This is a genomic window from Trinickia dinghuensis (assembly GCF_003367175.1).
Lineage (GTDB): Bacteria > Pseudomonadota > Gammaproteobacteria > Burkholderiales > Burkholderiaceae > Trinickia > Trinickia dinghuensis.
On record NZ_QRGA01000017.1, the window covers coordinates 39,443 to 60,275 of the forward strand.

20 protein-coding genes are annotated in these 20,833 nt (G+C 63.7%); 9 read left to right on the top strand and 11 right to left on the bottom strand.

Annotated elements, in window-relative coordinates; all coding sequences use genetic code 11:
* The first annotated feature begins 127 nt into the window (after positions 1-127).
* Complete coding sequence (locus DWV00_RS26370; protein ID WP_115536574.1) at positions 128-346, top strand: pentapeptide MXKDX repeat protein; 219 nt, start codon at positions 128-130, stop codon at positions 344-346.
* Between the two features lie 72 nt (positions 347-418).
* Here the strand turns inward: DWV00_RS26370 and DWV00_RS26375 are convergent, their stop codons facing one another.
* Both DWV00_RS26375 and shiA read right to left on the bottom strand, forming a co-directional pair.
* Positions 419-1,189, bottom strand: a complete 771-nt coding sequence (locus DWV00_RS26375; RefSeq protein WP_115536575.1) for an IclR family transcriptional regulator domain-containing protein — start codon at positions 1,187-1,189, stop codon at positions 419-421.
* An 89-nt stretch (positions 1,190-1,278) separates the two neighbouring features.
* Entirely contained in the window at positions 1,279-2,583 is a 1,305-nt protein-coding gene (shiA, locus tag DWV00_RS26380; RefSeq protein ID WP_115536576.1) for a shikimate transporter, read from the bottom strand.
* A gap of 283 nt (positions 2,584-2,866) precedes the next feature.
* Between shiA and DWV00_RS26385 the strand changes: the two genes are divergently transcribed.
* Positions 2,867-4,015, top strand: a complete 1,149-nt coding sequence (locus DWV00_RS26385; protein ID WP_115536577.1) for a 4-hydroxyphenylpyruvate dioxygenase family protein — start codon at positions 2,867-2,869, stop codon at positions 4,013-4,015.
* A gap of 29 nt (positions 4,016-4,044) precedes the next feature.
* Here the strand turns inward: DWV00_RS26385 and DWV00_RS26390 are convergent, their stop codons facing one another.
* The 4 genes from DWV00_RS26390 to aroQ form a co-directional block, all read right to left on the bottom strand.
* Entirely contained in the window at positions 4,045-4,725 is a 681-nt protein-coding gene (locus tag DWV00_RS26390; protein WP_115536691.1) for a TetR/AcrR family transcriptional regulator, read from the bottom strand.
* 99 nt (positions 4,726-4,824) lie between these two features.
* Entirely contained in the window at positions 4,825-6,177 is a 1,353-nt protein-coding gene (locus tag DWV00_RS26395; RefSeq protein ID WP_115536578.1) for an MFS transporter, read from the bottom strand.
* Positions 6,178-6,303: 126 nt separating this feature from the next.
* Positions 6,304-7,176, bottom strand: coding sequence for a shikimate dehydrogenase (locus DWV00_RS26400; RefSeq protein WP_115536579.1), 873 nt, complete (start codon positions 7,174-7,176; stop codon positions 6,304-6,306).
* The gene (gene aroQ / locus DWV00_RS26405; RefSeq protein WP_115536580.1) at positions 7,173-7,628 is read right to left on the bottom strand and encodes a type II 3-dehydroquinate dehydratase; all 456 of its coding nucleotides are present in this window, start codon (positions 7,626-7,628) and stop codon (positions 7,173-7,175) included. The genes DWV00_RS26400 and aroQ overlap by 4 nt, the downstream gene beginning before the upstream one ends.
* 350 nt (positions 7,629-7,978) lie before the next feature.
* On the opposite strand from aroQ, the gene DWV00_RS26410 reads away from it, so the two are divergent.
* Together DWV00_RS26410 and DWV00_RS26415 are read left to right on the top strand one after the other, a co-directional pair.
* Positions 7,979-9,880, top strand: a complete 1,902-nt coding sequence (locus DWV00_RS26410; RefSeq protein ID WP_115536692.1) for a bifunctional sugar phosphate isomerase/epimerase/4-hydroxyphenylpyruvate dioxygenase family protein — start codon at positions 7,979-7,981, stop codon at positions 9,878-9,880.
* A 176-nt stretch (positions 9,881-10,056) separates the two neighbouring features.
* On the top strand, positions 10,057-11,205 hold the full coding sequence (locus DWV00_RS26415) for a porin (RefSeq protein ID WP_115536693.1): 1,149 nt from the start codon (positions 10,057-10,059) through the stop codon (positions 11,203-11,205).
* A 171-nt stretch (positions 11,206-11,376) separates the two neighbouring features.
* Here DWV00_RS26415 and pcaC read toward each other — a convergent pair whose 3' ends face one another.
* The 3 genes from pcaC to DWV00_RS26430 all read right to left on the bottom strand — a co-directional run bounded on the left by pcaC (position 11,377) and on the right by DWV00_RS26430 (position 14,335).
* Entirely contained in the window at positions 11,377-11,763 is a 387-nt protein-coding gene (gene pcaC / locus DWV00_RS26420; protein ID WP_115536581.1) for a 4-carboxymuconolactone decarboxylase, read from the bottom strand.
* A 33-nt stretch (positions 11,764-11,796) separates the two neighbouring features.
* Positions 11,797-13,158: a 3-carboxy-cis,cis-muconate cycloisomerase gene (locus tag DWV00_RS26425; RefSeq protein WP_115536582.1), complete on the bottom strand. Its 1,362-nt coding sequence runs from the start codon at positions 13,156-13,158 to the stop codon at positions 11,797-11,799.
* A 193-nt stretch (positions 13,159-13,351) separates the two neighbouring features.
* Positions 13,352-14,335, bottom strand: a complete 984-nt coding sequence (locus DWV00_RS26430) for a LysR substrate-binding domain-containing protein (RefSeq protein ID WP_115536583.1) — start codon at positions 14,333-14,335, stop codon at positions 13,352-13,354.
* Between the two features lie 142 nt (positions 14,336-14,477).
* On the opposite strand from DWV00_RS26430, the gene pcaH reads away from it, so the two are divergent.
* From pcaH to pcaD, 5 genes are all read left to right on the top strand, one after another.
* On the top strand, positions 14,478-15,233 hold the full coding sequence (pcaH, locus tag DWV00_RS26435; protein ID WP_115536584.1) for a protocatechuate 3,4-dioxygenase subunit beta: 756 nt from the start codon (positions 14,478-14,480) through the stop codon (positions 15,231-15,233).
* Positions 15,233-15,898 carry a protocatechuate 3,4-dioxygenase subunit alpha gene (gene pcaG / locus DWV00_RS26440; RefSeq protein ID WP_115536585.1) on the top strand — a complete coding sequence of 222 codons (666 nt, stop codon included), beginning with the start codon at positions 15,233-15,235 and terminating at the stop codon, positions 15,896-15,898. The genes pcaH and pcaG overlap by 1 nt, the downstream gene beginning before the upstream one ends.
* A 165-nt stretch (positions 15,899-16,063) precedes the next feature.
* Complete coding sequence (locus DWV00_RS26445) at positions 16,064-16,753, top strand: 3-oxoacid CoA-transferase subunit A (RefSeq protein WP_115536586.1); 690 nt, start codon at positions 16,064-16,066, stop codon at positions 16,751-16,753.
* A 10-nt stretch (positions 16,754-16,763) separates the two neighbouring features.
* Positions 16,764-17,402, top strand: a complete 639-nt coding sequence (locus DWV00_RS26450; RefSeq protein WP_115536587.1) for a 3-oxoacid CoA-transferase subunit B — start codon at positions 16,764-16,766, stop codon at positions 17,400-17,402.
* A gap of 26 nt (positions 17,403-17,428) precedes the next feature.
* Positions 17,429-18,214, top strand: coding sequence for a 3-oxoadipate enol-lactonase (gene pcaD / locus DWV00_RS26455; RefSeq protein ID WP_115536588.1), 786 nt, complete (start codon positions 17,429-17,431; stop codon positions 18,212-18,214).
* A 7-nt stretch (positions 18,215-18,221) separates the two neighbouring features.
* Here pcaD and DWV00_RS26460 read toward each other — a convergent pair whose 3' ends face one another.
* Positions 18,222-19,760, bottom strand: a complete 1,539-nt coding sequence (locus DWV00_RS26460) for an efflux transporter outer membrane subunit (protein WP_115536589.1) — start codon at positions 19,758-19,760, stop codon at positions 18,222-18,224.
* Positions 19,757-20,833 carry an HlyD family secretion protein gene (locus tag DWV00_RS26465; RefSeq protein ID WP_115536590.1) on the bottom strand — a complete coding sequence of 359 codons (1,077 nt, stop codon included), beginning with the start codon at positions 20,831-20,833 and terminating at the stop codon, positions 19,757-19,759. The genes DWV00_RS26460 and DWV00_RS26465 overlap by 4 nt, the downstream gene beginning before the upstream one ends.

Below are 20,833 nucleotides of genomic sequence, written 5' to 3' on the forward strand. Positions count from 1 at the left end.
AGCGACGGCTGCATCGATCGGTACCAGGTCTGGCTCAGTAGTCGGTGCCACCCTTGCAGCACCCATGACGAGCGGTGCTTTTGCCTAACTCGTCAATGCAATTTGCACTTCACTAAGGAGACATCTCATGGGTAAGTTTGCAATTGCGGCACTCGTTGCCATGCTTAGCTTAGGTATGTCGAGCGCATTCGCTCAGGAGGCGAGCGGTACGATGTCGAAGTCCGAAATGGCGAGCGGCACGATGGCGAAAACTCCGATGTCGAAGAAACAAATGAAGCATTCGCACATGAAGAAAGGCGGCTCGATGGGGATGAAACAGGGGGCTTCCGGTTCGATGGGGCAGTGACGTGCCCCATGCCGCGTAGCGTTGGTGCTGGACCCGGCTAACGGCCACGGCCCAGCGCCTCGCCACTCCGGCTCAAAGCACATTCAACATCGCGACCGCCGCTTCCTGCAGATGGGGCAGCACCCGCTTCAACGCGGCATCGGCGCTTTCGTTCTTGATCGGCATATTCGTGCTGAGCGCGGCGACGACTTCGCCGTGCCGATTTCTGAGCGGCACGGCGATCCCGCGCACGCCGACTTGCAACTGTTGCTCTACCAACGCATACCCGTCGGCGCGCGCCTGCTCGATCTTTTCCAGCAGGCGTGCCTTGCTCGTCAGCGTATGCGGTGTATAGGGCGCCAGCTCGACGCGTTCGAGCCAGGCCGAGACGGCGTCCCGATCTCCCTTGTAAGCGAGCAGCACGACGCCCGGCGAAATCAGCGGTGCCGGCACGCGGGCCCCCAGCACGAAGCCTGTCGTCATTACACGCGAAACACCGTTTCGAGCGATCACGACGAGTTCCCAATCGTCGAGCACGCTGACATAGGCAGATTCGTTGATCGACGCGCTGATCTGCTGCAAGTACGGCTGAACGGTCCGAGGCAGCCGTGCCGAATCGAAGTAGGACCAGCCGACGCGGAGCACACGCGGCGTCAGCCCGAACAAGCGGCCGTCCGTATAGACATAGCCGAGCGATTCGAGCGTCAACAGATACCGGCGTGCTGCGGTACGCGATAGACCCGTACGCGCCGCCGCCTGCGTAGGCGTCATGCGCGCATGCTCGTTATCGAAAGCCTCGAGGATCGCGAGGCCCTTTTCGAGCCCGGCAATCCAATCGCGCTTGTCTAGGGAAACCTTATCCATGTCGATGGGGCGATGCCGATACTTGCACGTACCGCCGCGCGAGCCAAGCGGCGCGAATGAAGCCCGCCGTCATTGCGTCACAGCCTCATTCATTGCGGTTTCATCCGCGCGCCGACGACCAAAGAAAGCAGGCACCCGATCGCCAGATAACCCGCGACGAGATGCCACGACCCACCGGCAAAGCTCGTGAGCGCCACCGCGATGAACGGCGTGAAGCCGCCGCCGACGACGCTGGCGAATTGATACCCGACGCCTGCGCCGCTATAGCGGTACTCCGCGCCGAACAATTCGGTGAAGAGCGGCTGCTGCACGCTGACGACCATGTCGTGCCCGACGTTGGCAAGCATGACCGAGAAAATGACGATCCAGACCGTCGCACGCGCCTCCAGCGCAACGAAGAATGGCACGGCACAGGCGAGGCCGATCGCCGCGCCGATGAGGTAGATGCGCTTGAGTCCGAAGCGGTCTGCGAGCCAAGCGAAGCAGGGGATCGTCACGCAGCTGAGCGCGCCGACGAGCAGCCCGATATTGAGGAACAAGTCGCGCGACATGCCGAGGTTGGTCGTCGAATAGCTCAATGCGAACGCGGTGACGATATACATCGAGAACAATTCGGCAAGCCGCAACGCAATGATGTATGCGAATGCCTTCGGGTGACGCGTGAGCGCTTCGATGACGGGAAGCTTTAGCTTTCGGTGCTGATGCTCGACTTTCTCCACGAATTCCTGCGACTCGTCCATGCTCGCGCGAACCCAGAGGCCGATGCCCACGAGGACGACGCTGAACACGAACGGCAGCCGCCATCCCCAAGAGCGAAAGGCCGCGTCGCCGAGCCAATGGCTCAGAATCGAGACGAAGCCGGTGGCCAGCACGAGGCCGACGCCATAACCGACCTGCACGCCGCTGCTGTAGAAAGCCTTGTTGCCGCGCGGTGCGCTCTCGACCGCCATCAGCGCCGCGCCGCCCCATTCGCCGCCCACGGCGAAGCCCTGTATCGCCCGCATCGTCACGAGCAGGACCGGTGCCCACCAGCCGATCGACGAGAATGTCGGCAGCAATCCGATCGCGGCGGTGGACAAGCCCATCATGACGACGGTGATCACGAGCATGCGCTTGCGCCCGAGCCGGTCCCCGTAATGGCCGAACACGATGCCGCCCAAGGGGCGAAAAAGAAAGCCGACGCCGAACGTGGCGAAGGCGGCGAGCGTGCCCATCGCCGGACTGATCTTGGGGAAGAAGGCGGCGTTGAAGACGAGGGCGGCGACGATCCCGTAAAGCAGAAAATCGTACCAATCGACGACGGCACCCACGAAGCTGCCGATCGCCGCTCGCTGAGCTTGGCCCTTCGGCTGGTAGTGGGTCGCGGTACTCGCGGTGTCGAACTGTGGGGTCATCCGGCGTCTCCTACTGTGTTTTGCGCGAACGTGATCGTCGAAGGAACGACGCTCGGTAGTGCGCATTCGTCATGAGTGAGTCACTGCAGCATAGGGCTGCCGCCGCCCCACACGCAATGCGCTTGCCGCTCGGATTGCGCGATTATCGCGCAAATGTGTGCGGCAATCGCACGGTTTTCGGGTTTCCCCGACTCGGCCCGGTGCCGTTAGGCCTTTCGTGCGCTGCCCTACGGTGAACGATTTAGTTAAAATTGACACGAGCAACGTTGCCCGGAGGCTTTGCATGTGTCCTGTCGCTTCACCGTCCGAGGATGCCTTCGCGCAGGCGCCCAATTCCGATTCTCCCGATCCATTCAACCCGCTCGGCCTGGCCGGCCTCGAGTTCGTCGAATTCGCCGCGACCGCGCCCGCCGAGCTTGGCCGCCGGTTCGAGCAGCTCGGATTCAAGGCAATCGCACGGCACGTCAGCAAGGCGGTGACGCTTTATCGGCAAGGGGAAATGAATTTCCTCGTCAACGCCGAACCGGAATCGTTCGCCGCACGGTATGCGCAAGAGTACGGAATGGGCATCTGCGCCCTCGGCATGCGTGTCGACCATGCCTCGCGCGCGTTCAAGCGGGCGATCGATCTTGGCGCCTGGCCGTTTGAAGGCGAGCGAACGGGCGCATCCGAGCTGAAGATCCCCGCGATTCAAGGCATCGGCGATTCGCATATCTATTTCGTGGACCGTTGGCGCGGGCGTGGCGGTTTGTGCGGCGGCGTCGGCGACATTTCGATCTTCGACATCGACTTCAGGCCGATCGACATCGCGACCGCGCAAGCGGATCTAGCGCATAGCGGTACCGGCTTGCGACGCGTCGATCATATGGCGCAAACGGTCGGTGCCGGGCGCATGCAGGAATGGCTCGATTTTTATCGAGATCTGCTCCACTTCCGTGAGATTCACGAGGTCGATCCGGACGGACACGTCTCGGCGGATTCGCGTGTCATGGTGTCGCCTTGCGGGCAAGTGCGTATTCCGCTCTATGAAGAGGGGACGGCTCGGACCGAGCAAATGCATGCCTATTTGCCCGATCATCCGGGCGAAGGGGTTCAGCATATTGCGCTTGCGACCGACGACATCTTCAGCTGCGTCGACGCGCTCGTCGGCAACGGCGTGGCGTTCGTCGAACCGCCGCGTGCCTATTACGATGGGATCGATGCGCGCTTACCTGGCCATGGCGTCGATATCGAAGCGCTGCGCGCACGCCGCATTCTGATCGACGGAGAAATCGGCGCCGACGGCGTGCCTCGCCTCTTCTTCCAAACCTTCGTCAAACGCTGGCCCGGCGAAATCTTCTTCGAAGTCGTGCAGCGCAGCGGCCATCATGGGTTCGGCGAAGGCAACCTCGGCGCGCTGGCGAGCGCTCGATTGCCCACGCGTACACCGTGATGTGCGGTGCGATAGGCGTGAGAAGCGAATTAGCGCAGCATGGCCACGAACCGCAGGATCGCATCGACGATCATTTCCCGATGCTTGGCGCGCAGCCGCGGATGGGACGGATCCCGCCCGAACGCCGTGCCGAACGTCGACCGGTTGCTGACGCGATGAAAGCAAAGCGAGCTGATCATCAGGTGCAGATCGATCGGATCGATATCGTCACGGAACTGCCCCGATTCGACGCCGCGCTTCAATAGATCCTCGATCGTCGCGATGACGCTCGCGTTGCGGCTGCGGAACGTCTTCAGCTGTTCGAGATATTTCGCGCCGTGAATGTTTTCGATCGTGACGAGGCGAACGAAGTCGCGATGCCGGTCGTGATAATCGAACGTGAATTCCACGAGCCTGCGCATGCCGTCGACCGGCTCCAACTCGCTGACGTGCAAGTCTTGTTCGAGCGCGCGGATATCGCCGTACACCTTGTCGAGCACCGCTTCGTACAGCCCTTCCTTGCTGCCGAAGTAGTAATAGAGCATGCGCTTCGTGGTGTTCGTGCGCTCGGCGATGGCATCGACGCGCGCGCCGGCGAGGCCCATCGCGGAGAATTCGGCCGTTGCCACCTCGAGAATGTTGCGCTTGGTCTCTTCCGGATCGTACTTGCGCCGCGCGTCGGTGCCGGCGCGGCTGCTATTGGAATTGGACGAGGCCGCCGGTCTTCCCATGTCGTCTTGCGTTTCCAGAGTGAATGCGCGCGATTCTAGCATGGCGACTTTCTCCGAAAACGGCCCCGCTCGGCGGCGGGGCCGGAGGCCGCAAGGACCTTAAAGCTGGATCCGCTTGATATCGCCGACGACGAAGATATACGACGCCGCGCCGATCAGCGCGATCACGCCGATGAACGCGAGCGCCCAGACGAACGAGCCCGTCACGCCGACGATCAGGCCGATCACGAGCGGCGTGATGATGCCGGCGAGGTTGGCCGCGACGTTGAAAATCCCGCCGGTCAAGCCGAGCATGCCGTCGGGCGCGATGTCGGAGACGAGCGTCCAGCCGAGCGCGGCCATCCCTTGGGCAAAGAACGCGAGCGACAGGATCGCGATGACCGCGAGATTGCTCTGCACGAAGTTCGCGAGGACGATCGTCGAAGCAAGCAGCAGCCCGGCAATGATCGGCAGCTTACGCGCGACGTTCGCCGATTTGCCCCGGCGCAGCAGCCAATCCGAGAACGCGCCGCCGAACAGCACGCCGATCGATGCGGCGATGAAAGGCATGATCGCGAAGAAGCCGATCTTGAGCCAACCCATGTGGCGTTCCGTTGCCAGGTAGGTCGGAAACCAGGTCAAGAAGAACACGAGCGTCGAGTTGCCGGCGAACTGGCCCAGGCAAATGCCCGTGAGCTGGCGATGCTTCAGCAGCCGGCCGATATTGCGCCAATCCATCTTCTTGGCTTCGTTGCCGGCGCGTTCGCTCGGGCTGTGCCGGGTGAGGCCGCCGCCTGCTTCGATGTACTCGAGTTCGGCGTCGTTGGCCGCCGGGTGGTCGAGCGGCTCACGATAACAGCGCCACCAGATCAGGCCGAACACGAGGCCGGCGCCGCCGACCACGTAGAACAGGGAGCGCCACCCGAACGCGCCCATCAACGCGAACAGCAGCGGGCTGAAGAAAGCGAGGCCGATATATTCGCCGACGGTGTAAGTGCCCGTGGCGAACGCACGCTCCGTCTGCGGAAACCACGTGGCCACGATCCGGCTATTGGTCGGGAAACACGGCGATTCGCTCACGCCGAGCCCGAGCCGGCAAGTGAAGAGGGCGCCCACGCCATGCACGAGGCCCTGCGCCAGCGTGCACAGCGACCACAGCGTCATCGACAGGAAGTAAGTGAACTTGCTGCCGAAGCGGTCGAGAAACACGCCGCCCGGAATCTGGGCGGCGACATAGCTCCACGAAAACGCGGAAAAGATCAGGCCCATCAACGCGGCGTTGATACCAAGTTCCTTCGTCAGTTGCGGCGCGGCAATGCCGAGCACCGTCCGATCGAGGTAATTGATCATCGTCCCCGCGGCCAACAGGCCGAGGATCCGGTAGCGGGCGCGCGAGCGCCGAACCGCGGACGGCTGCGCAGCCGCTTGCAATGGCGCCGAGCTGAGCGTGCGCGGTGAAATCGGTGGGGCCATGTCCTTGTGTCTCCTGTCGACCCGAGTAGTCGGGGTTGTTGAATGGGGCCGCGCTGAAGCGACTTAATGCAGCGACTTCAGCGACTTCGGTTGCTTCAGTTGCTTCAGTTGCTTCAGTTATTTCAGCTACCTCGCCAGCAGCGCTTGCAGATGCGCGAACATCCGATCGGCGTCCGGCTCCACGCCTGTGAAGAATCGAAATGCGTCCACTGCCTGGTAGACCGCCATGCCGCCGCCGCTCAGCGTGCGGCAGCCGATTCGTTCGGCCGCCTCGATGAGCGCGGTGCGGATCGGGAAATAGACGACGTCGGCCACCCAGAGCGAGCGGTGCAATAGATCGGCGGACAACGGCATGCCCGGCAGCTTTGCCATCCCTGTCGGGGTGGCGTGAATGAGGCCCGTCGCGTCGCGCATGGCATCGGCGAGCGAGCCGCCCGATGCAACCAAAGCCGCCGGGAAGCGCCGCTGCAATTCGGCCGCGAGCGATGACGCCCGTGCCTCGTCGACGTCGAACAGCGTCAGGTGCTGGACACCCAGGCTCAGCGCGGCATGCGCGACCGCGGCGCCCGCGCCGCCCGCGCCGAGTTGAACGACGCGCGCGAGCGACACGTCGGGCAGACCGCGCTCAAACGATCGTTTGAAGCCTGACCAGTCCGTGTTGTAGCCGATCCGCCTGCCGTCTTTGAACAGGACGGTATTCACCGCCCCCAGTGCTTGGGCGTCGGGGGACAACGCGTCGAGCAGCGGGATTACGGCCTGTTTGCACGGATAGGTGATGTTCAGACCGTCGAAGCCCATTTGTTCCGCAGCCAAGAGCAGTTCGGGCAATGCGCTGGCATCGAGGCCGAGCGTCTCGAGATCGATCCGCCGATAGACGCACGTGAGCCCTTGTTGCCGGGCTTCTTCCTCGTGCATCGCCGGGCTCAGCGATCCCTTGATGCCCGCGCCGATCAGTCCGACGAGGATCGAGCGTTCGTTCCGATTCGATATGGCACTCATTGCTCCGTCCCCTTGTCGAGCAGAACGGCCATCCGTTCGAGCGCCAGGACGTAACCCTGCGTACCGCAGCCGACGATGATCGCCTCGGCGATCGGCGAAACGTACGAGTGATGTCTAAACGCTTCGCGCTTGTGCACGTTCGAGATGTGGACCTCGATCACGGGCTTGGCGATGGCCGACAGCGCATCGGCGAGGGCAACCGACGTATGGGTATAGGCGGCGGGGTTGATCACGATTCCGTCGATACGCTCGCGCGCATCGTGCAGCCAATCGATTAGCTGGTGCTCTGCATTCGACTGTCGGAAATCGACGGCGAGTCCGAGCCGTTCGCCGGCTTGCGCGCAGCGCCGGGCGACGTCGGCCAGCGTCTCGCGGCCGTAGATGGCCGGCTCTCGCGTGCCCAGCAGATTGAGATTGGGTCCGTTGAGGACCAGAACCGAAGCAAACGTCATCACCACTACTCCATTGCTTTGTTAAACGAACGCTGCGCGTGTGCACGGAAAGACGAAAGACCGTACGACTTAACGACTTGGACAACCCGAGCCGCGTTCTCGATGCACGCAAGTGTGCGTCCGGACGGGAGAAAAGTCATTCTAGGGTTTTCTCGAATTTGTACCAACTAGTTAGTTCACGTAAAGTTCGGGTCGTTCGTGCAAGCGTGCGTGCCGCGTCGATGTCCTCCGTTTTCGTCTGATCCGCGTGCGGAAGAAGGGGACGAGCGGCGCCTCGTTTGCTTCGTCAATCGCTTCGAGCCCCAGACAACGCCATGCAGAACTGCCCTGTCCGTGATGCCGCCACACCGTTGCGGCGGTCGATCGCTACCGTCTCGATCAGCGGCACGCTCGTCGAAAAGCTGCGGGCGATTCAGGCCGCCGGGTTCGGATGCGTCGAGATCTTCGAGAACGACCTGCTTTACTACGACGGCACGCCGGGCGACGTACGGCGTATTTGCGACGATCTAGGGCTGCGAATCGCGCTCTATCAGCCGTTTCGCGACTTCGAGGGTGTCGGTGCTGAGCGCTTGGAACGCAATGTCGAGCGTCTGAAGCGCAAGTTCGATGTGATGCATGCGCTCGGCACGGACCGTCTGCTCGTTTGCAGCAGCGTGTCGCCGGATACCATTCGCGACGACGAACTGATTGCCGATCAACTCGCCGTCCTGGCGCGGCATGCGCAAGCGGCGGGCGTAACCGCCTGCTACGAGGCGCTGGCGTGGGGCCGGCACGTCCACTCCTATCGCCACGCGTGGCGGCTAGTGGATACGGTCGATCATCCCAGCCTCACGCTCGCGCTCGACAGCTTTCATACGCTGTCGCTCGGCGATCCGGTCGACGAAATCGCCTCCATCCCGGGAGATCGGATCGGGTTCGTGCAGATTGCCGACGCACCTCGCATGGACATGGATGTGCTCGAGTGGAGCCGCCACTACCGGTGCTTTCCGGGGCAAGGCGACTTCGATCTGGCCGGCTTCACCGCACGCGTCGTCAAGAGCGGCTACCGCGGCCCGCTCTCGCTGGAGGTGTTCAACGACGGGTTTCGCAGTGCACCGCCTGCCGCGACGGCCGCCGACGGATATCGGTCTTTGCTGCTGCTCGAGGAGCAAACGCGCCCGCGGTTGACGGGGGCCAGCGACACCGATGCGTTGCCGCTCTACGCGCCGCCCGCGGTGCCGGCGCATCTGTCGACGCAATTTTTGGAATTCGCCGTCGATGCGGCCTCGCGCGAACACCTCGTCGAATGGCTCGAAAAGCTGCGATTCCGGCGCGCGGGGCGGCATCGATCGAAAGACGTCACCCTCTATCGGCATGGGATGGCCGCGATCGTGCTGAACGCGGAGCCCGATTCGTTCGCCAGCGCATTCTTTCAGCAGCATGGGCTCTCGCTGTGCGCGTCGGCATTTCGTCTCGACGATGCCGGACTCGCACTCGAGCGTGCCGCCGGTTTCGGCTACGTGCCGTTTTCCGGCCGCGTCGGTCCGAACGAACGCGTCGTGCCCGCCGTGCGTTCGCCGGACGGCAGTATTAACTACTTGGTGAACGAAACGTCGGGTCAGCCGACGTTGTTCGAAGCCGATTTCGTATTGACCGATATCGACGGGCCGAACGAAGTCGGGCCGTTGACGGGCATCGATCACATTTGCCTGGCTTTGCCGATGGGTGGGCTCGACAGCTGGACGCTATTCTTGAAGGCCGTGTTCGGGCTCGATGCCTCGCCCGGCGTCCTCGTTCCCGATCCCTATGGCCTGGTGCGTTCGCGTGCTTTCTCCAATCGCGACCGTTCGCTGCGCGTCGTGCTGAACGCATCGGTCGATCCTCATACCGCCGTGGCCGAAACGGTGCATGTCTACCACGGAACGGGACTCAACCACGTCGCGTTCAGTACCGACGACATCTTTGGCGCGGTGGCCGAATTCAAATCGGCGGGTTTGCCGCTTCTGCACATTCCACGCAACTACTACGACGATCTCGAAGCGCGCTATGCGCTGCCCGAATCGCTGCTCGCGAGGCTGCAAGAGCACGGCTTGCTCTATGACCGCGACGAGCGCGGCGGCGAGTTCTTGCACGCCTACACCGAGACCCTCGACCGGCGCTTCTTCCTCGAAATCGTCGAGCGGCGCGGCGGGTATGACGGCTACGGCGCACCCAATGCCGCCGTGAGACTGGCCTCGCAGGCCCGCCGGCGCCGGGACAACGCCGCGGCCTAGCGGCGGTGGTCTAGCGTGTCGCGGCCGGCGAGCCGTGCCGCCGCGCAAGGACCGGCACATTCAGTTTCGCTTCGCTTTACCGCAGAGACCGCGAGATCGACTCGCGGCGACGACCCTTGGAGATTGGAGAAAGACGCTCGATGAAGACCTACACCTACAGCACACAAATCGGCCGCATGGCGGCTGCGGCGGCGGTATTCGCGTGGACGCCGGCATTCGCGCAGAGCAGCGTGACGCTATACGGCGCGGTGGACGACGCCGTGACCTACGTCAGCAATCAGAAGGGCCATTCGAACATTTATCTGCGGCAGGGCAATCTTTATGCGTCGAAGTTCGGCCTGCAGGGCAAGGAAGATCTCGGCGACGGAACGACAGCCATCTTCGATCTCCAGAACGGCTTCGATACCAACACCGGAGCGCTCTCGTCGGCAGGGCTCATGTTCAATCGCGAGGCCTACGTAGGACTTCAAAATACGCGCGCCGGCACGTTGACCGCGGGACGGCAATACACTCCGTATTACATGTTCGTCGGTCCCTTGACCGGCAGTTCATGGCTGACCGGGGCGACGGGCGCCCACCCTGGCGACATCGACGGACTCGACACGACCGTGCGGATCAACAACGCGCTGGTTTATACCTCCCCGAATTGGAGCGGCTTGCAGGCAAGCGCCATGTACGCCTTCGGCGGCATTGCGGGCAGTACCGGAAAGGGGGAGACGTATAGTGGCGCGCTGCGTTATTTGAACGGCCCGATCACGCTTGCGCTCGGCTATCTGCGCATGGACAACGCGCAGCAAACGGCCGGCTTCGATACCGCCTCGACGGGCAGCTTCGGCGTGTCGGCGCTGAACACCGGCTACGTCTCGGCGAAGGCGGTTCAGCACGTTGCGGCCGCAGGCAACTATACGCTCGGCAATCTCGTGCTGGGGCTCTCGTATTCGAACGTCGAGTATCAGGCCGGCGCGCGTTCGCTGTTCGGCACCACGGCGGTTTTCAACACCTACGCCGCGCTGGCGAGCTATCGATTCACGCCGACGTTCGACGTTGGCGGCGGTGTTGCCTACACGGCTGCGTCGAAAGCGAACGGGATCAGCAGCGCGGCGCGCTATGAGCAGTATTCGCTGAAGGAGGCGTATCACTTGTCCAAGCGCACCACGCTTTATGCGCTGCAGGCTTATCAACACGCAAGCGGGCAAACGCTGGGCGCCAACGGAGCCGGCAACATCGTCGACGCGGCACCGGCGGTGGGCGATTCGCAGAACGGAACGCCTTCGTCGACGCACTCGCAATTCGTCGGTATGGTCGGGATCGCGACGCTGTTCTGATGTGATGCGGCCGTGATCGCGCTGTTATTCGGCCGCATCCGCGGTCCTCGCGCGGCGCGCCCCGATCGATTCGGAAAGAGAGTCGTCGGTGCGCGCCGCCCATGTTGACCCACGCGATTCCGGCGCACCGCTCGCCGGACAGATAGCGCATTGGGTCGCGCGTTAAGTGCGTTAAGCTTGCGCGTCCTCTTCCCGGAAAATCCGATCGGCGAGATGGAACGCCGAGTTGGCTGCCGGCACGCCGCAATAGATGGCGGTTTGCATCAGCACTTCCTTGATCTCTTCGCGCGTGACGCCGTTGTTCTTGGCCGAGCGCAAATGCAGCGCCAATTCTTCGCTACGGTTCAGCGCCACCATCATCGCGATCGTCAGCAAGCTGCGCGTGTGACGCGGCAGTCCCTCGCGCGTCCAAATCTCGCCCCACGCATAGCGTGTGATCAGTTCCTGGAACTCGTGAGTCAAATCGGTGCGGTGCTCGAGCGAGCGTTCTACGTGCGCATCGCCAAGGACGGCACGGCGCACTTGCATACCCGCTTCATAGCGTTCTTCGTCTTTCATGGTGTGGGTGACGGATCGGTTCAAAGGAGGGGATCACGGGCAGCGGGCCCGATAGCGTTCGAGCACGATGTCGACGAATGCGCGTGCCTGTCCGCTGTAGTTGGCGGGGGTGAGCAGGGCATCGAGCCGATGTTCGTCGAGCACCTGCGTGACGTCCGGGTTCTCGCCGAGCACCTGGCGCAGCGTGCGCCCGCTTCGAACCGCTTCGCGCGCCGCGTGCTCGACGAGTTCGTGGGCACGCAGACGCCCGATCGACGCGCCGAGCGCGAGCATCACCGCTTCGCCGAGAATCAGGCCTTGCGTCAGGTTCAAATTGGCCGAGAGCCGTGCGGTGTCGACGTCGAGCCCGTCCACGATGTCCGTGATGTTCGCCAGTGCGCCGGCACAGAGCCGCGCGATCTCGGGCAGCGTCTCCCACTCGGCTTGCCAGCCGCCCAGCGCGCGTTCGTGCTCCTGCACCATGGCGGCAAGCATCGTGGCGACGAGTCCGGGCACGCGCGCCGCGGCCGTTAGCGCCGCGGCACAGCCAACGGGATTGCGTTTATGCGGCATCGTCGACGAGCCGCCTTTACCGGCCGACGACGGCTCGGCTAACTCGCCGACTTCGGATTGCATGTGCAGCGAGACGTCACGCGCGATCTTGCCGAGCGTCCCCGTCAGAAGGCCGAGCACGGTGGCCGCTTCCGCAACGCGGTCGCGTTGCGTATGCCACGGCAAGCTCGGCAAAGGCAGCGAAAGCGCCTGGGCCAGCGCCTGCGCAACGGACTGCGCGGCATCTCCAAGACTGGCCAGCGTGCCTGCCGCGCCACCGAACTGCAGCGCGAGCGCGCGTTCGCGCAACTGTGCGAGCCGCTCGCGATGCCGGCCGAGCGCATCGAGCCATTGCGCCAGCTTCAAGCCCAAAGTAATCGGCAGCGCTTGCTGCAGCCACGTGCGGCCAACCATCGGCGTGTCGCGATACTTGGCCGCCTGGCGCGCGAGCACGGCGCAAAGCGCATCGACGCCTGCCTCGATCCCATCGAGCGCATCGCGAAGCTGCAGCACGAGCCCGCTGTCGATGACGTCTTGGCTCGTCGCGCCCCAATGCACGTATTTCGCGGCGTCCGGTGCTTGGGCCGATACGCAGGCGGTCAGTTGCTTGACGAGCGGAATGGCGAGATTGCCGGCACTTGCCGCCGCTTCCGTCAGCGCTTGCGCATCGATTCGATCGGCATCGCAGGCCGCTTCGATCGGTGCGACGGCTTCCGCCGGAATGACGCCGGCCTTGGCCAGCGCTCTTGCCAGCGCGGCTTCGACGTCGAGCATCCGCTGCACGGTTGCCTTCGGCGCAAATACGGCGAGCATCGGCTCGGTCGAGGTCAGCCGGTCGTTGAGTCGTCCTTGGTACGAGAACATGGGGCAGTGACGCTAGTGAAAGGAAGCGATGACGCGGGCGTGGGCACGCGCCGGTCACGAATTCAGCCACTCGATGGCTTGAACAACACATTGTGCGATTATCGAACAATGTTGCAACTATCGAACGAACGCCTAAATCCTATGCCTCGGTGAGGGAGGCGGTCAAGTCCGCCCACGCGCACGACGCGTTCGCTCAGCGTGTGCGTTCGCTTGCCGATGGCGTACCCCGCTGCCGGGGCCGGCGAGTCCGCGATTGTGCTGTCCTCGAATCCGCGCGCGTCAGTTCGCGCAGGATTTCGGCTAGCGCTTTCACCGCATCGAGCGGTTCTCCCGCACTGCGCCGCAGCAGACCGACGGGCTCTTCGGCGTTGGCGGCAGCTAGCGGCAGCCGGGCCAATTCGCCGCGGACGAGATCGTCCCGCGCGGCAAACTCGGGTGTGATCCAGACGGCGTCGGAGCGTCGTGCCAGCAGGCGCGCGACGGAGATCGACAGCGTTTCCGTGCAAGTGGCCGGCACATGCAGCGCATGGGCATCGAAGAACGCGTCGGTGTGGAGCCGCGGCACCGTGCCGGCCGGCGCCACGACGAGCGGATAGTCGAGCACGGCCTGGGGCGAGGCCGTACGCGTACCGAGCAGCGGATGCCCGGGCCGTACGGCCATGACCAGAGGCTCCGCATACAACAATTCGAATGACAAGCCCTGCATCGTCGCGGGCTCGGCCATCCGCCCGATCACGCAATCGAGGTGCCCCGCCTTGAGCGCCGACAGCAGGACTTGATTCGTCCCGGTGTGAAGCCGCACGCCGGTTTGCGGATGCCGTTCGCGCAGCCGCAGGAGCGCATCGGGCACCACGCCGCTCGCGACCGTCGGCAGCGCACCGAGCGTGAGGATTTGCACGGGTGGCGCCGCGGGTGCGTGCAGAGCCGCCGAGGCTGACTCCATCGCCTGGGCGACGCCGACGGCATAGCGCAGGAAGTGCTCGCCTGCCGGCGTCAATCGCGCGCCGTGCCTGCCGCGTTCGACGAGCCGCACGTCGGCGAGCGATTCGAGTTCGGTCAGCGTTTTCGAAACGGCGGGCTGGGTCAGGTTGAGCCGCTCGGCGGCGCGCCCGAGATTGCGCTCGCGCGCGATCGCGAGAAAGCAGCTGACGTGGCGGAAGCTGATTCTGGTTTCCATTACCAGAGGTTATGGATTGGCGGAACAGAAGTCAATTTACGCGTGTGTTTTCGCGCCATACAGTGGGCATCGACAACATCCGGTCTCTCTCGGCATGCGAGTGCGGAGTGCGGCCGTATCCCTTTGGAGGAGAGCAGCGATCATGTCGGATCCTCGAGCTACCGCTTCGGGCCGCGACTACGGCGATTTCACGCAACGCGACACCGCGTTGCATCCGGCTGCTTACACGCCGGGCTACAAAACGAGCGTTCTGCGTTCGCCGCGCAATGCGTTGATTTCGACGCTGAACACGCTATCGGAGCGCACCGGGCCGGTCTTTCGGGCCGACGAACTGGGGCCGCTCGATAACGACTTGATCCTGAACTTCGCGAAAGAGGGGTTGCCGATCGGCGAGCGCGTCGTCGTGCACGGCTTCGTTCGCGACGAGTTCGGGCGTCCCGTTCGCAACGCGCTGGTCGAAGTCTGGCAAGCGAACGCGGGCGGGCGCTACCGCCATCGCAACGACAAGTACATCGCGCCGATCGACCCGAATTTCGGCGGCTGCGGGCGCATGCTGACCGACGAAAACGGCTATTACGTCTATCGCACGATCAAGCCCGGACCTTATCCGTGGCGCAATCGGATCAACGACTGGCGGCCGTCCCACATCCATTATTCGCTCAGCGGAGACGGCTGGGCGCAGCGCCTGATTACGCAGATGTACTTCGAAGGCGATCCGCTCATCGCGCAATGCCCGATCATCAAGACGATGCCGAGCGAAGAACAGGTGCGCGGGTTGATCGCGCTGCAAGATCCCGGCAACAACATCGCGCTCGACAGCCGATGCTACCGCTTCGACATCACGCTGCGCGGCCGGCGCATGACGTACTTCGAGCCCGCGAAGCAAGGAGACAAATAATGAATCGCCCCACGTTCTCGCCGATCTCCTCCTTCGGCCCAGTCCGTTTGCCCGAGACGGCGTCGCAGACAGGCGGCCCTTATGTTCACATCGGGCTCGCCCCTGAGCAGGCCGGCTTCGACATCTTCGAAAACAACTTCGGCAACGTCCTTGTCGGAACCGAGACGCGCGGCGAGCGCATCGCCATCGAAGGCCGCGTGTTCGACGGGTCGGGCACGCTCGTGCGCGACGTGCTCGTCGAGATCTGGCAAGCGAATGCGGACGGCCGATACGCGCATCCCGGCGACGACCGCGACGTGCCGACCGATCCGTCGTTCCGCGGCTGGGGACGCGCGGGCGCCGACTTCGAAACGGGCGTGTTCCGCTTCGACACGATCAAGCCGGGGCGCGTGCCGGGCGCGAACGGCGCTTCGCAAGCGCCCCATGTTTGCCTGGTCCTGTTCGCGCGCGGCATCAACATCGGGCTGCATACGCGGCTTTATTTCGACGACGAAGCCGATGCGAACCGCAGCGATCCCGTGCTGACCGGCATCGAATGGGAAGTGCGGCGCCGGACGCTGGTGGCCGAGCGCAGCGTGCGCAACGGCGCCGTTGTGTATTCGCTCGATATTCGTCTGCAGGACACGCCGGACGGCGGGCGCGAGACGGTGTTCTTCGATATCTGAGCAGCAAGCCTGAGCAGCAAGCGGTATCGGCACCGCGCAGGTCCGGATCGTCATATGTTCGATAATCGCACTGCTTTTCGATAATCGCCGTTGACGGTCCGGCGACCGAGTTCTACATTGCTCATCAACCTGAAGACGTAGGCGCTTTCGCGAGCGCATCCACCGATGATCGATAAAACTGTTTCTTCGCTCGAAGCGGCCGTCGCCGGCATCTCCGACGGCGCCACCGTCATGATCGGCGGCTTCGGCTCCGCCGGGCAACCCGCGGAGCTGATCGACGCGCTGATCGCACAGGGCGCGCGCGAGCTCACCATCGTCAACAACAACGCGGGCAACGGCGAGATCGGTCTGGCCGCGCTATTGAAGGCGCGGCGCGTGCGCAAAATCATTTGCTCGTTCCCGCGCCAAGCTGATTCGCAAGTGTTCGACGCGTTGTTCCGCGCCGGCGAAATCGAACTCGAACTCGTGCCCCAGGGCAACCTGGCGTTGCGGATCCAGGCGGCCGGCGCCGGCCTCGGCGCCGTCTTCACGCCGACCGGCTACGGCACGCGTCTGGCGGAAGGGAAGGAAACGCGGGTGATCGACGGGAAGCCGTACGTGCTCGAGTACCCGATCAAGGCCGAATTCGCGTTGATCAAGGCGCATCGGGGCGATCGCTGGGGCAATCTGATCTACCGCAAGGCTGCGCGCAATTTCGGGCCGATCATGGCGATGGCCGCGACGACGACGATTGCCCAGGTGTCGGAGATCGTGCCGCTCGGCGAACTCGATCCTGAAACGATCGTTACCCCGGGGATCTTTACGCAGCGCGTGGTTGCGGTCCCGCAAGCGAACGCACGCGCACGTGCCGCATAAGGAGCGTTGTATGAACAGATGGACGCGCGATCAGATCGCCCAGCGTGTTGCCCAGGATATTCCCGAAGGCGCTTACGTGAATCTCGGCATCGGCTTGCCGACGAAGGTCGCCAATTACCTGCCGGCCGAGCGCGAGATCTTCCTGCATAGCGAGAACGGTTTGCTGGGCATGGGCCCCGCGCCCGCACCGGGCGAAGAAGACCCCGAACTGATCAATGCGGGCAAGGAGCCTGTGACGCTGCTCGAGGGCGGTGCGTTCTTTCATCATGGCGATTCGTTCGCGATGATGCGCGGCGGCCACCTCGACATCTGCGTGCTCGGTGCGTTTCAAGTCTCGCGCAAAGGCGATCTGGCGAACTGGCACACGGGTGCGGCCGACGCGATCCCTGCCGTTGGCGGCGCCATGGATCTCGCGATCGGGGCCAAGCGCGTGTTCGTCATGACGGATCACCTGACGAAGTCGGGCGAGTGCAAGATCGTCGAGGCGTGCACCTACCCGCTGACGGGTATCGGCTGCGTCGATCGAATCTATACCGATCTAGCCGTCATCGACGTGACGGCGGATGGCCTCGTCGTCGTCGAGATGGTGGAAGGACTCACGTTCGAGGCGCTGCAGGAAGTGACGCCCGTGCCGCTCGTGGCGCGCTGATCGGATCACTATTGGAGGCAGTCGACATGCAGCAGGCCCACGGCATTGCCTATACGGTTAGTGGACCGGACGATGCCCCCGTTATCGTTCTCTCCAATTCGCTCGGCACGACCATCGAGATGTGGTCTCCCCAAGTCGATGCACTAGCACACCACTACCGCGTCGTTCGTTACGATACGCGCGGGCATGGGGCCTCGATTGCGCCCGCGGGCGAGTATTCGCTCGACACGCTGGGGCGCGACGTGCTCGCCGTGCTGGACGCGTTGAACGTCGAACGCGCGCATTTCTGCGGAATCTCGATGGGTGGCTTGACGGGCCAATGGCTCGGCGTGCATGCGCCCGAGCGGATCGACAAGCTGATCGTCGCCAATACCGCGGCGCGCATCGGATCGTTGCAAGGATGGCTCGATCGCTCGGCCCTGGTGCGCTCGCGCGGGATGGCCGAAGTGGCGGACGGTGCAGCGAGGCGTTGGTTTACCGCCGATTTCATCGCGCGGCGGCCCGAGGTCGTGGAACGCATGACCGCCGGACTGCGCGCGACGTCCGCCCACGGATACGCGGGTTGCTGCGACGCCTTGTCAGCGGCCGATCTGCGGGAAGAGATCGCCACGATCGCATCGCCGATGCTGGTCATCGCCGGTCGATACGATCCGGTGACAACCGTCGACGACGCCCGATTCATTGCCGAGCGCGTGCAAGGCGCTCGGGTCGAGACGTTGGACGCGTCACACCTGTCCAACATCGAGGCGGCGGAAGGATTCACCGCAGCAGTCCTGGCGTTTTTGGCCGAGGCGGGCGGCCGGAAGCACTAGTCGTTCGTCAACGCGCGACATATTGCTTGCCGTACGTCGATTCCCAGCCTCCCCCGAGTGCCTTGCAAAGGGTGACGAGGTTGGTATCGGCGGCCGCCTTGCTGTGCTCGAGATTGCTCTGTGCATCGAGTAGCTGCTTCTGCACATTGAGTACATCGAGATAATCGATCGCACCGGCTTTGTATCGTTGCTGTGCGATCGCGAGCGCGCGCCGATTCAAGGCCACGACCTGAACGAGCCGATCGCCCCGGCGCTGCTGAGCGTCATAGACGGCCAGCGCATCGTCCACTTCCCGCCATGCTTCCAGCACCGTGTGTTTGTAGTTGATCGCGGCTTCTTGTTGTTGTGCCTCGCGCAGGTGAAGCATGCCTTTGAGACGCCCGCCTTCGAAAATCGGCAGCGTGATCGAAGGTCCCACCACGAACTGGCCCGATGCCCAGCTAGCCAAGCTCGATAGTTGAAGGCTTTGGAAGCCGGCGCTGCCGTTCAACGAAATCCGAGGATAGAAGTCGGCCTTCGCCATGCCGATCGAGGCCGTGGCGGCGTGCAATTGCGCCTCGGCTCTTCGGATGTCGGGCCTGCGTTGCACGAGATCGGACGGGAAGCCGATCGGCACCTGGCCCGGCAATTCGGGTACCTCGCTCGGTTCGGCAAGCTGCTGACGCAGCGCGCCCGGCGCTTCGCCGAGCAACACACCGATCGCGTTGATCGTGGTCTCGCGCTTCGATTCGAGCATCGGAATCAGACTTTGAATCGACTCGACCTGTGCGGAGGCATTCGCGACGTCCAGATCCGTCGTCACGCCTTCGTGCACTTGGACCTGAGTCAGCTTCAACGAATCGCGCGCGATCGCTAGGTTGTCTTTCGCGATCTGGAGCAACGATTGAGTATCGCGCAACGCGATGTAGTCTCGCGCGAGTTCGGCCCGGGACGACAGCAAGATCGCGTTTCGATCCTCGAACGACGCGTCCGTCATCGCGCTCGCCGCTTCGACCCCGCGCCGGACGCGCCCCCAGATGTCGATTTCCCATGAGGCGTCGAAGCCTGCCTGGTAGAGGTTGTATGCGGGCGAACCTTTGGAGCCCGGCATCGCAGCCACGCCAAGGGGGGCGTTGCCCGAGGCCGATTGCGATTGGGTTTGCGTGGGCGTCACGCCAAGCAGCGACAGAATGCCGTTCTCGCTTCCACGCTCGCGGTCGTACGATGCGGCACCGTCGAGCGTCGGATATTGCGCCGCGCCTGCAACGCGCCGCTCGGCTCGGCTCTGTTGCAGACGCGCCGAGGCGGCGGCCACGTCGAGGTTCGCGCCGGCCAGTTGCTGCTCCAACGCGTTCAGTTGCGGATCCTTGAACAGCGTCCACCAATCCGAATCGAACGACGCTTCGACGGGCTTGCTCTCGGCTTGCGCGGATTGCGTGCGATCGAAAACGGCCGGCGTGGTTGTCTTAGGGCGCTCGAAATCCGGGCCTAACGTACACCCTGCCATCAGGAGGCACGCCGATATGGCGAGCAAGGCCTCACGGATGGAATGCTTGGCGGCGCTCATGTCTTGCTCCCTTCCGCGGCAGGCGCATTGCGATGCGGACCGACGGCGACTTCCGTTTCGACCGAGAGCCCCACGCTCAGCGCGGACGCCGTTTGCTGCCCGCGGTCGATCGTGATCTTGACGGGGACGCGCTGCACGATCTTCGTGAAATTGCCCGTGGCGTTGTCCGGCGCGATGGGGGCGAAGCTCACGCCGGTTGCGGGAGCGAGGCCGTCGACATGGCCTCGAATCACCACGCCCGGCAAGCTATCGACCTTGATCCGCACGCTGGCGCCTTGCCGAATATGGGCGAGCTGGTTTTCCTGGAAATTGGCGACGACATAAGCTTCCGAGAGCGGGACGATCGCGAGAATCGGAGCGCCGGGTGTGACGAACGCGCCGACCCGAGCCGAACGTCGGCCGACCTTGCCGTCGAACGGCGCGCGGATCTCCGTGTACGACAGATTCAGTTTGGCCTGTTCGAATAAAGCCTCCGCCCGCGCCAATGCACCCGCCGCCTTGTCTCGTTCGGCGCGCAAAACGTCGAGGTTCTGCGAGGTCGCCGTCAATACCGCCTGGTCATGGGCTTGCTGCGCGAGGTGTTCGGCAAGCGCGCTCGACGCGCGCTGTTGTTCCTGCGCCGTTCCCGCGCCCGCTTCCGAAAGATTCTGGTAGCGCGAGGCGTTCGCTCGCGCAAAGTCGATACTCGCTTGATCCGACTTGAGCGTCGCGCGAGCTTGCTCGACGAGCGCGGGCTGCCTGGCGATCTCGGCGTCGTCGTTCGCGACGGACGCCTGCGCGGCCATGACGTCCGCTTGTGCGCTCTGCAATGCCGCCTGGAAGTCGCGATCGTCGATGCGTACCAGCAATTGCCCCGCCTTGACCGGCTGGTTGTCGTCGACAAGTACGTCGGCAATCTGACCGGCGACGCGCGGCGCCACGAGCGTGAAATCGGCCTGTACATAGGCGTCGTTCGTGGATTCGCTGTTCGGCTCGGAAAGCAGTCTCGAGGTGGACCATGCGGCAATGCCGAGCACGACGATCGACGCGGCAACGCCGATGATCTTGAGAGGGGGGCGGGTAACGGTTGACAT

Excerpts from the sequence above, each read along its gene's own strand:
- DWV00_RS26370 (WP_115536574.1), top strand. The coding sequence starts at position 128 with ATGGGTAAGTTTGCAATTGCGGCACTCGTTGCCATGCTTAGCTTAGGT.
- DWV00_RS26375 (WP_115536575.1), bottom strand. The coding sequence starts at position 1,189 with ATGGATAAGGTTTCCCTAGACAAGCGCGATTGGATTGCCGGGCTCGAA.
- shiA (WP_115536576.1), bottom strand. The coding sequence starts at position 2,583 with ATGACCCCACAGTTCGACACCGCGAGTACCGCGACCCACTACCAGCCG.
- DWV00_RS26385 (WP_115536577.1), top strand. The coding sequence starts at position 2,867 with ATGTGTCCTGTCGCTTCACCGTCCGAGGATGCCTTCGCGCAGGCGCCC.
- DWV00_RS26390 (WP_115536691.1), bottom strand. The coding sequence starts at position 4,725 with ATGGGAAGACCGGCGGCCTCGTCCAATTCCAATAGCAGCCGCGCCGGC.
- DWV00_RS26395 (WP_115536578.1), bottom strand. The coding sequence starts at position 6,177 with ATGGCCCCACCGATTTCACCGCGCACGCTCAGCTCGGCGCCATTGCAA.
- DWV00_RS26400 (WP_115536579.1), bottom strand. The coding sequence starts at position 7,176 with ATGAGTGCCATATCGAATCGGAACGAACGCTCGATCCTCGTCGGACTG.
- aroQ (WP_115536580.1), bottom strand. The coding sequence starts at position 7,628 with ATGACGTTTGCTTCGGTTCTGGTCCTCAACGGACCCAATCTCAATCTG.
- DWV00_RS26415 (WP_115536693.1), top strand. The coding sequence starts at position 10,057 with ATGGCGGCTGCGGCGGCGGTATTCGCGTGGACGCCGGCATTCGCGCAG.
- pcaC (WP_115536581.1), bottom strand. The coding sequence starts at position 11,763 with ATGAAAGACGAAGAACGCTATGAAGCGGGTATGCAAGTGCGCCGTGCC.
- DWV00_RS26425 (WP_115536582.1), bottom strand. The coding sequence starts at position 13,158 with ATGTTCTCGTACCAAGGACGACTCAACGACCGGCTGACCTCGACCGAG.
- DWV00_RS26430 (WP_115536583.1), bottom strand. The coding sequence starts at position 14,335 with ATGGAAACCAGAATCAGCTTCCGCCACGTCAGCTGCTTTCTCGCGATC.
- pcaH (WP_115536584.1), top strand. The coding sequence starts at position 14,478 with ATGTCGGATCCTCGAGCTACCGCTTCGGGCCGCGACTACGGCGATTTC.
- pcaG (WP_115536585.1), top strand. The coding sequence starts at position 15,233 with ATGAATCGCCCCACGTTCTCGCCGATCTCCTCCTTCGGCCCAGTCCGT.
- DWV00_RS26445 (WP_115536586.1), top strand. The coding sequence starts at position 16,064 with ATGATCGATAAAACTGTTTCTTCGCTCGAAGCGGCCGTCGCCGGCATC.
- DWV00_RS26450 (WP_115536587.1), top strand. The coding sequence starts at position 16,764 with ATGAACAGATGGACGCGCGATCAGATCGCCCAGCGTGTTGCCCAGGAT.
- pcaD (WP_115536588.1), top strand. The coding sequence starts at position 17,429 with ATGCAGCAGGCCCACGGCATTGCCTATACGGTTAGTGGACCGGACGAT.
- DWV00_RS26460 (WP_115536589.1), bottom strand. The coding sequence starts at position 19,760 with ATGAGCGCCGCCAAGCATTCCATCCGTGAGGCCTTGCTCGCCATATCG.
- DWV00_RS26465 (WP_115536590.1), bottom strand. The coding sequence starts at position 20,833 with ATGTCAACCGTTACCCGCCCCCCTCTCAAGATCATCGGCGTTGCCGCG.